Source organism: Ruegeria sp. CH8 (assembly GCF_056536985.1).
The window spans coordinates 156,544-166,544 of record NZ_JBQFQR010000013.1 but is presented as its reverse complement, the minus strand read 5'-3'; the positions used below and the strand labels follow the sequence as shown (position 1 = coordinate 166,544).

The window sequence follows — 10,001 nt, the reverse complement described above, 5'->3', positions numbered from 1 at the left end:
CCACACCCGACCGCATCAGGCCCTCAACATGCGCCCACCAGTCCCCGAAACTCTAGTCCGAGATGGCCCAGAACAAGGGGGCTAGACAGGGGTTCAATCTGCCATCTGTATTGCAAATAAAGCTGCCGCTTGCCCTGCGCTTTAAAAGCTTAGGTCTTTCCTCCAGAAACTAACCTGCGATGACACTATCGCCTTTCATTTAGCCAAGCGATATGCTGCACTGCAGAAGGGTTTTGGAGGCTTTGCACATGAGCGGTCGGATCATCTGTGTGGCGCAGCAGAAGGGTGGGGCGGGCAAGACGACGCTCGTGTCCAACTTGGCAGTCGCGTATTTGGCGGAAGGTAAAAGCGTCGCGCTATTCGACACGGACCCTCAGGGCAGCCTTGGAAAATGGCTGGATATTCGCGAAGAGGCGCTTGGGGAAAATCAAAAGCTCTGGTTCTCAACAGCAACAGCCTACGGGATTTCGCGTGCAATCAGAGGTGTCGGTGCTGAGGCCGATGTTATCCTGATCGATACGCCACCCAAAGCCGACAGCGACGTCCGATGGGTCCTGCGCGAGTCTGATCTGGTGCTGGTACCTGTTTCAGCCAGCCAGGCGGATGTCTGGGCGACCCACGACCTCTTGGACCTTGCAGACCGGGCTGGAAAACCAACGCATATTGTCATGAACCGAACGCGCGCAGGTACGCGGGTTGGCGAGGAAGTCGCAAAATCAGTGGCCGAGCTTGAGGCGCAGCAGTTGCAGTCATCGCTTGCAAACAGAGTGGTTTACGCGGAAGCGCTAGGTCGTGGTCTGGGTGTGGTCGAAGCGAAAAGGAACGGTTCCGCATCGGACGAAGTGCGCGCGCTCGCTGATGAAGTGTCTGCCATTTTGGAATTGTAAATCAGTTTTGCGCGACAGTGTTTTGGCACCTCGTTAAGGCGACGGTGTGAAAAAGAGGTTCGCTTTGAAAACTGTATCCGTAAGCGTCGGTGCCGAAGCTACACCGATTGTTGACGCTTAAACTTTTGGAAAGAAAAATGTCGGCAAAATTTGCTTGGCGTCGTCGCGAATTTTCCGTTTAGCAGAGTTTACGACAGGGTTGTTGATGAATCCAAAAGGGCAGATCCGGTGATCTGCCCTTAAGTTATGCAGCCCGTCGAATGAGACGGAGAGGCTCTAGTTCTCTGTCCGAGAGTTAAGCGGCTTTAGCCTTGTCGGCAATCGGGGCCGTCTTGCTGGCAACATTGTTAACAGTAGCGGCGTCATTGGCGATGCCATTTCCAGCGGCAATCAGCAATTCGACGGTGTCCATTTGGGCCTTTTTTGCCACCTCGGCGAAGGCAAACATCTTTTCCCCAGCAGTTTCTGAAACGCCTGAAACAAAGTTGGCGTAGGCTGTCGCGTATTCGGCTGGATCGGTCTTGGCCTTCGACACTTCCGTCAGCTTGGCGATGGTATCTTTAGCCCACAGATTGGTTATTTCAGTCGATTTTTCAGCAGCTTCCAAAGCTACGCGTGACAGTTTCTCATTCAACGATACGGATGTGTTGTACGCGTCTTCAAAGGCTGCGGCATTGAAGGGAAATGCCCCTGCTACATCTTTCAAAATCGCAGACAAGTATTCAATCTTTTCCATTGACGTTCGTCCTAACCTTATCGCGGGCCCACCCCGCAGTGTCTCTAACCGAGACTCTATGCTCTCTGCACTGCAGCAACGCAAGTGGAAAAGTTTACCTTACGGAAGGTTGGAAGAAACCGACGTGTTTATAGAGGCTTGTTTCTTCGCGTAATGTGCTTTGGCTTTTGGGCGCGCCGGCGGTTGTTTCGAATCACCCATGTCAAAAACTGGTTAGAATGATCCGTCTACACGGGGAAGACGCCCAGCTTTTCACCTGAAGGCCTTCGCATTCATCGATACGTAATGTCGGCTTACTACAGCCACGTTAAAGCTGAGAGCCGATCGGCAAAATACTCAGAAAACCTGCTACTAAATGGTCCCAGGCTGAACCTGTGGGCTCGGAGTCATATTCAAGGACTGTGCCATCCTGGTCCCGCGTCCTCCACTTTAGCTGGCCGGCAGGTTCCAATGTCACATGATATGTATATGCGGGCAGGGCTTCATCCAAAGCGCCCAAGGTTTGCGCTGTCAGCGCAGGCGAATCGATTAGAATGCCCATTTCGGTATTGATATTGACCGAACGCGGGTCCCAATTGAACGAGCCGACAAACAGGTACCGGTCATCGACGGCGAAAGCTTTGGAGTGCAGGCCGGAACGGGACTGAGCCCAGTTGATGCCGCGAGGCTGAACCTGATACGCGTCGGGCCGCAATTCGTAAAGTTCAACCCCGCCACGAAGCAATGCCCGCCGCTTCTTGGCGTAATGCGCATAGACCGGTGCGACGTCGTTTGAGGCCAGCGAGTTTGTCACGACTTTCACGTCGACGCCGCGGTTTTCCAGTTCGGTCATCCATCTCACGCCGTTCTTTCGTGGTACGAAATAAGCCGAAACGATATGCACCTCACTGTCGGCATTTTCGAAATATGGGAGCAGCTGCGACGCAAGGATCGGGTCTGAATTCTCCAACCCCGCAGCTTTGGACGGTGGATCCGCATATAGTGTCGCCGGGACCCAATCCAGAGCGAGAGCGCCGTTCGCAAAATTCTCCTTGGCGGATTTTCTTAAGGCTGCGCCGTATTGAGTTTGTTTCGCCTCTTCCACAAGTTCGTTGAGCCTGTTTCGCGCGTCGCTCAGGCTAAAGGCCTCTGGCTCTCCAACAACTACGCGGGCAGGAACCGCAAACTCACTGTTCCAGTATGCGTCAAAGCTTTGCGATACGTCCCTTACAACGGGGCCTGCGGCCAGAACGTCCAGATCCGCGTAGTTCATTTCTTTCCGCGCAAGGAAATACTCTGCCCCGATATTTCGCCCGCCCACAATCGTAAACACGTTATCCGCAGTCATGGACTTGTTGTGCATTCTGCGATTGATGCGCTTGAAGTCTGTAAGGCCCGCAACAAGCAGGCTTTGGTCCCGCCAAAAGGGATTGAACAGCCGGATTTCAATATTGTCGTGATAGTCCAGCGCAGCCGTCATCGCGTCATAGCTGGACGTGTCCATGTCATCCAACAGCAGGCGGACACGCACGCCCCGATCAGCTGCCTGCAAAAGACTGGCTGCGAAAAGGTGACCCGTTGGGTCGTTGTGCAGAAGATAGTATTGAGCGTCAATCGTCTGCTCTGCTGCGGCCGCCAAAAGCAGCCTTGAAACCAGAGCCTGTTCTCCGTCGCTGATTAGCTTGACACCTGATCGTCCGTCTTTGGGATCCCCAAGCCGGTTGGACACCTGCCCAAGCGCAGTATTGGAGTCTGCTGGTACAGAAGCAGTTACGGTCTTTTCATATATGCGAACTTTAGGAGCGCAAGCCACAAGAACCAGCGTGCAGCAAATACAGAACACGATAGCCCATGGTTTCATCAGCTTGCTCCAACGGTTATCTCACAGGTGACTACGCTTGGGGGTACGATTGCAAGTTTGTTCAAGCACCCGCCGACGTGTTTCGTCAGACAGTGTTGCTTTCGCGAAGCTTTTCCAGACGAAACTTCCCATCGGGAAACTGTCCTTGCTGAAGGCTTGATCCGGGCTGCGCGACACGTGTTCGTAAAAATCTACACCAAATCCGAACAGCGTGGGATCGTGACCATAAGGTTTGGTGGCTTCAAATAAGATCTGAGAATTCAACAGGGTGCGAACGAGCCGATCTTTGACCTGTGACCGAAGCATCGACAGCTTGAGACCAAGGGGCACACGTCAGTTTCATTCAACAGGCATTCACATTGCAGGCTGCGGTCAATTCTGCGGGTCAGGTAGCCCTGCTTGAGGCTGGATTGGCTTTGTTGACTGCACACGCTAGTGAGTTCCAGCTAGGTTGATTTTTGCAGCAACGACATTTTACCCTGATTGAGAAGATAGATGACTTTCAACGTGTTCTCTCTAGGAAGTAGGTTGCAAAAAACACTGTGGAAACAAAGCCCGCCACCACAATAATTGCTGATATTTCGGATAGCACTCCGTTTTATGAGTCAATGAGGGACGATCAGGCGCAGAGGTTGATACAATCCGAAATTGACCGCCTGAGAGAAGTGGCGACTTCGTTCGGAGGCGTCCCGGTCGGGCAAAAGGGCGATGACGCCCTATGCTATTTTATGGATCAGGATGCTGCGGTTAAGTCCGCTTTAGAGATGATCAACAAGCCGCATGGCACGCTGTTGTCCGTGCATGCAGGAGTACATTATGGCCCCGTCGTTTTTGCGGAGAATGGCATTTTTGGCGAAACTGTAAATCTTACGGCCAGGTTGGCTGCAGCAGCAAACCCAGGTGAGGCTTGTGTCAGCGAGACCGTTGTCAGCAATCTGAAACCCGATGTCAGGCAGTTGCTCGCCCCGATTGGCCCGCTTCGCCTGAAAGGTGTGAGTGATCCTGTGAAGGTATATTCTTTGCAAGTTCCCACAGACGGGATGAGTACCGTTTTGCATCTGCCGACATTTTCCGGCCGCAATGGGATTCATGAGAGGCAAAACGAGAATTTTGCACTCGTGCTCTATCACAACGACCGTTCCTGGCGTTGCCGTGAGGGTGATGAAATTAAGATCGGCAGGTCCAAAGACTGTGAAGTTGTTATGCCTCAACCGTGGGTATCGCGGCTGCACGCGGTTCTTAGCATGAAGAATGGTAAGCTCATGCTGACCGACCGGAGTTCTTCGGGGACATATGTTAAGGTTGAAAACGCACGAGAAATTCAACTGAAGCGGGAAGCCGTCATGTTGGCGGACAATGGGCTGATTTCACTTGCCCTTCCTATTCAGCACGCGGACGCCCGACCTTTAGAATTCGAAATCGTGCGCCGTTAGCTTCTTTAGAAACTGGATTTCAGAGTTCTGTGGCAAAAGTCTCAGAAGGAAACTTGTGATTCATGCTAAAGTCATCGTGAAGTGTGGATTTCAACGAAGTTCAGGAGGGAAGCATGCCATTGAATTCTTCGAGCCAGTTGTGTCACGGCGCTTTAGCTTTGGGGGCGGCTGCTGTGTTTTTCGTTGCAGAAGCCGTAGCGCAATCAGCGATGCCCAACGCCTGTCCGGTGGATGGATGCGAAGTGCGAATAGTGTCAGTCGAAAAAAATGGTGATGAACTTTCAATCACCTACGAGTCGAACTTTACACCGGATGTATCCAAGAACCATTTCCATGCATGGTGGGGGGAAAGCTACAATGTTGAGCAGGTTGGCCGGAATGCTCAGAGCGAGTTCGATGTCGAGCAAGGCCGCTGGCACCGGCACGATGAGTATCCGACTTATGTGACCAAGGAGGCTGCCTCAATCTCTGCGCGCGATGGGGCCACAACAATGTGCGTCACTGCCGCCGACAGGGATCACAACATTCTGGACGCGACCAAGTATCATTGCGTGGACGTGCAAGAGCATCTCTAAAGTAAGGGGTGTGCGGTGAGTTTCCCTGCTTTTATAGGCCGTTATGCCGTAGAAAGGGAAATCGCCAGTGGCGGCTTTGCGGCCGTCGTTCTTGCGCGGGATGAGGAACTTGAAGTCCCCGTTACGCTCAAAATTCTTCACGCAAATCTTGCTTCCAATGACAAGGTCATCACCCATTTTCTCGAGGAAGCGCGGCTGCTGAGGCGCATTCGGTCCCCGCGTGTTGTATCCGTTCATGATGTAGGGCGGCTGGAAGATGGTCGGCCTTATTTCGTCATGGACTATGCCGACCGGGGCACTTTAGCGGATCGCCTCAAACGGTTGCAGCCAACCATTATCGCACAACGGGATGGCGTGGGCGTATTGATTGATGCGCTGGCAGATGGGCTGACTGCTGTCCATGAGGCGAATGTTGTACATCGCGATGTCAAACCAGCAAACGTGCTTTTGCAACGCATCAAACGCCAGAGAGATAATGAGGCCGACGAGTCTTTCACTGCTTTGGTCGAGCCGGATGAAAGAGTGTTTCTGGCAGATCTGGGAATCGCAAAAGACATGGCCATTGGCGTCACTGGGGCGACCATGATGGCAGGCACGCCACTTTATCAGGCGCCGGAACAGGTTGAAAGCGGGCAACCCGTTACTCCGATGACCGACATTTATTCGGCGACGGCGCTGATGTGGCACGTTTTGACAGGCCGAGCGCCGCCACCGTTTCATCGCGTCGCTGAGCACTTGCCCGGATTGCCCGAGATGTGGCGCGATTGCATTGAGCACGGGATGGCGATGGATCCTGAGGCCCGGTTTCAGGAAATGGTATCCTGGCGCAGCGCAATGAACGATGCCTTGGATCGGGACCGGAGAGAAGCTGCGTCCGAGGCTGTGACGCAAATTTCGGAAGGTGGCATCGAATGCCCGTACAAAGGGTTGGTGGCTTTCCAGACAGAAGATGCCGGATATTTCTTCGGTCGCGAAGACTTGGTCGAAGAACTTGTGAGCCGATTTCAACAAAGTCGCATCCTGGTTTTGGGGGGCTCTTCTGGAAGCGGCAAGTCATCGGTTCTTCGCGCGGGGCTGCTTCCCGCTTTAGCTGCGAATGCAATTCCCGGAAGTGACAGTTGGCGTGTGTGTGTTTTCACCCCCGGCCGGGATCCAATGACGGATCTGTACTTTCACCTCATCGGGGACAATTCAAATCTCACTGCTCAGGTCTCGTTGGATGATTTTATTGCTTATCCCAGTGCGGCGCGACGTCTCGCTACGGCAAATGAAGGCGAGTTGCTGATCTGTATAGACCAGTTTGAAGAGCTTTTTACCCTGGTCACACGGGAACGCAGAAACAAATTCATCGAAGCACTGTCTGCGATGACCGACCCCGCAGATAGTCGGGTACGAATTGTAATCACAATACGTGCAGATTTTTATGCTTCGTGTGCCGAGATACCCTGGCTTGCTGATCGAATTTCGGAAAACCAACTTTTGGTTGGACCGATGACGCGGCCTGAGCTGCGTCGCGCAATAAGTGAACCTGCCCGAGCAGCCGGGTTGCACATGGACAGATCGCTGATAGACGCAATTGTTGATGAAGCTGGCAAGGAAGCTGGATCGCTACCCTTGGTGGCGCATTCGCTGTACGAAACCTGCATCCGCCGCAAGGGTGCGACGATGTCTCTGGACTGCTACCGAGAGGTAGGTGGCGTGACTGGCGCAATAAGTCAGACAGCGGAGACGCTTTTTTCAAATAGCTTCGATGACAGGCAGCAAAAAGCCACACAGCGGTTGTTTTTGCGACTGGTGACACCCGGAGAGGGGACACCGGATACACGCAGGTTACTTCCGATAGATGAGGTTGAACAGGACGTTGAGCCCGATACCACGCAGAGGGTTGTCGAAGCTTTGACGGATGCACGCCTTCTGACAGTGGATGAAAACAACGTGCAAATCGCGCACGAAGCCCTGCTTCGCACATGGCCAAGATTGACCTCTTGGATAGAGGATAGCCGGGACGACCTGCGTATGCGGCAACGTATTCAGCATGACGCCGCTGAATGGGAAAACGATAGACGCGAACCTGATTTGTTGTACCGCGGAACACGGTTACTGGCTGCCGAGGAGTGGTCGGCGGAAAACGAAAATGTACTGGGCAAACTCGAGCGGGAGTTCCTCATACAAGCGCGGGACGCGCGGGAGAGCGCTCTGGCGGCGTCAGACCGGCGCAGACGGCGGCGGCGGCTTTTTTATCAGATCGCGGCTGGGGCTCTGGCTGTTTTGACCATTGGTGCGACCGGGGCTTCAATCCTGGCCATTCGTGCCTCCAACCTTGCTGAAAGTAACCGACAGATAGCGGTCGCGGCGACTGCAGAAGCCAACGAACGTTTTGCGCGTGCGCTTGGGGCGGCCGCAAATGGGCTATCCCAATCAGATCCGCTGCTCGCCCTGTCACTCAGTGCGGAATCTATCGCGCGGGCCAACTCAGCCAGTTCCACGTCCGAAGCGCGCTCTGCGATGCTTTTGGCGCGTCAGAAATTAGCCGAGCCAGGCTTAATCCCGTTAGGAAGTCCATTGACGGTCGGAGACGCCCAGACCATGGATCTTGATGCGGCAGGCCTGAGGGTGGCCGTCGGGCTGCGCGATGGGCGGATTGTGATTTACAGCACCAAGACAGATGAAGGTGTTCTGGCGGAACTGGTTGGGCATTCCGGAGGAATCCGTGATCTGGCATTTTCACCGGACGGGAACTTTCTGCTGTCGGCAGCAACCGACGGGGATGTGCGATTGTGGGATGTCGGTCCCTCTCGGTATGGTCCGGTCACGACGCTGTTTTCCGGCGATGATGTGGCATTCGGCGTGGCCTTCGATTCAGTTGGAAAACGTGCCGCTTCCGCAACCGGGGATGGTACCGTACGTCTTTGGGATATTTCGACTGGAATGCAAATTGGTTCGCCCTTGGCGGAAGAACAACTGGGGTTCAAAAGGGTTGCGTTTTCCCCGGTTCTGGAAGGTCTGGTTGCCGGAAATGTTGACGGAGCCATTTACGGATGGATGGATAGTGATGCACGTTCGGCTTTTCCGCCGATTCCGGGTGGTCCACTGGGTCCCGATCCTGACCATATTTCTTTCAGCAGTGATGGCAGCGTTTTTGCGGTGTCTCACACAAATGGAAAAGTTACGACGATAGGTTTCCCTGCGGGCGTTCCAATCGTTGAACGTTTTACCAACGCAGAAGCTGTTGTTGCTGCGGCGTTTGCCAGCCCAGAGAACATTCTGGTGGGCGCAACTGCGAGCGGAACGCTTCTTTTGGAAGATTCCAACATGTTGCCTGTTGGGGGCATCGTGCAAGCGCACGGCCAGAGTATCGTGGACATCGAAAGTGCCACACAGGTTCCCATCCTGGCAACTCTTGGCCGGGATCAGCAAGTCCGCCTGTGGCAGATCGCTTCTGAACCAAGCAATGGCGAAACACTTGCTTTTGAAGATGGGGTAAAAGCCCTTGGGGTCGCTTACGGCCCGGATGGAAACGAAGTCGCAGTTGGCGACAGCGAAGGTAACATTTGGATCTGGGATGTGGGTTCGGCTATGAAGCCGTTGTTGTTGAGGGGACATCGCAATCAGGTTTGGGCCGTTGCGTATTCGCAGGATGGTCGAAATCTTGTTACCGGCGATCGGGATGGCAATATCCGGATTTGGGACACGAACACCAAGCAAATTGAAGATCAATTTGACTTGGGTCAGGCGCCTGTCTGGAACATCGCGCCAACTGCCTCAAAGCTGTTTTTTGTTGCCACGGGAGATGGGGTTTATCAAATCGACGCGTCAAACACGAGTGTCGTTCAGACTATCGGATTGCCCGGCACGGACATAAACCGAGTGACCGTGTCCCCGGATGAAACCAGGCTCGGTGCAGCGTCCTCTGACGGGCGAATTTATGTCTGGAATATAGCGGAAAACCGTTTGGAAAGAGTAATAGAGGCTGATGACAACACGCTTTGGAGCGTCGCATTTTCCACCGACAGTTCAAGAATTGCGTCCGCCTCCAGTGACGAGGTGGTAAAAGTCTGGGATTTGGAAAGCGGCGAAGAGCTTGCCTCCTACGGCGGTCTTAAGGGAGGCGCCACGGATATCGCATTTTTGGCAGACGAGGCCACCTTGGTCGCAACCGACCGATCCGGAGAGTTGCATTGGTGGGATACGGCCGTAAACCGGCGGCTCATGCCTGTTCAGAAGGTGCACGCCGGTCCGAGTTGGCGAATTGCACTTGCGCCCGATGGGCAGTCCTTTGCGACAACAGGTGAAGACGGGGTAACTCGAATTTGGGACAGTTTGGATTTGGAAAAAGCCTGCTCATTAGGCAGCCCAGCTTTCGATAAAGAGAGAAGAAACCAGTATCTGGGTAGCGAAGAACCGACGACCAGTTGTAGTGCGATTCAGTAAATGGTCAGAGTTATCAGGTCGGCAAGTCTTTGTGTCATAGCATACTTGAGCAATTTCATACCCCACATCGGAACTCGGTATCCGGATGATGCTACGGTT

At 53.7% G+C, this 10,001-nt stretch carries 7 protein-coding genes; 4 read left to right on the top strand and 3 right to left on the bottom strand.

Translation table 11 applies throughout. The annotated features are described in order from the left end of the window. Positions 1-248 precede the first annotated feature (248 nt). Positions 249-887 (top strand): ParA family partition ATPase, encoded by a 639-nt coding sequence (parA, locus tag ACR0ER_RS15990; protein WP_480769788.1) that lies wholly within the window; start codon positions 249-251, stop codon positions 885-887. A gap of 295 nt (positions 888-1,182) precedes the next feature. Here the strand turns inward: parA and ACR0ER_RS15985 are convergent, their stop codons facing one another. The 3 genes from ACR0ER_RS15985 to ACR0ER_RS15975 form a co-directional block, all read right to left on the bottom strand. Further along, positions 1,183-1,623, bottom strand: coding sequence for a phasin family protein (locus tag ACR0ER_RS15985; protein ID WP_480769787.1), 441 nt, complete (start codon positions 1,621-1,623; stop codon positions 1,183-1,185). A gap of 307 nt (positions 1,624-1,930) precedes the next feature. Further along, positions 1,931-3,463: a phospholipase D family protein gene (locus ACR0ER_RS15980; protein WP_480769786.1), complete on the bottom strand. Its 1,533-nt coding sequence runs from the start codon at positions 3,461-3,463 to the stop codon at positions 1,931-1,933. Between the two features lie 21 nt (positions 3,464-3,484). Next, positions 3,485-3,793 carry a hypothetical protein gene (locus tag ACR0ER_RS15975; protein ID WP_480769785.1) on the bottom strand — a complete coding sequence of 103 codons (309 nt, stop codon included), beginning with the start codon at positions 3,791-3,793 and terminating at the stop codon, positions 3,485-3,487. Positions 3,794-4,005: 212 nt separating this feature from the next. On the opposite strand from ACR0ER_RS15975, the gene ACR0ER_RS15970 reads away from it, so the two are divergent. The 3 genes from ACR0ER_RS15970 (at position 4,006) to ACR0ER_RS15960 (ending at position 9,902) form a co-directional block, all read left to right on the top strand. Beyond that, complete coding sequence (locus tag ACR0ER_RS15970; RefSeq protein ID WP_480769784.1) at positions 4,006-4,896, top strand: FHA domain-containing protein; 891 nt, start codon at positions 4,006-4,008, stop codon at positions 4,894-4,896. A gap of 113 nt (positions 4,897-5,009) precedes the next feature. Next, positions 5,010-5,471 (top strand): hypothetical protein, encoded by a 462-nt coding sequence (locus ACR0ER_RS15965; protein WP_480769783.1) that lies wholly within the window; start codon positions 5,010-5,012, stop codon positions 5,469-5,471. 15 nt (positions 5,472-5,486) lie between these two features. Further along, a complete protein-coding gene (locus tag ACR0ER_RS15960; protein WP_480769782.1) occupies positions 5,487-9,902 on the top strand; it encodes a WD40 repeat domain-containing serine/threonine protein kinase in 4,416 nt (1,471 codons plus the stop codon). Positions 9,903-10,001 lie beyond the last annotated feature (99 nt).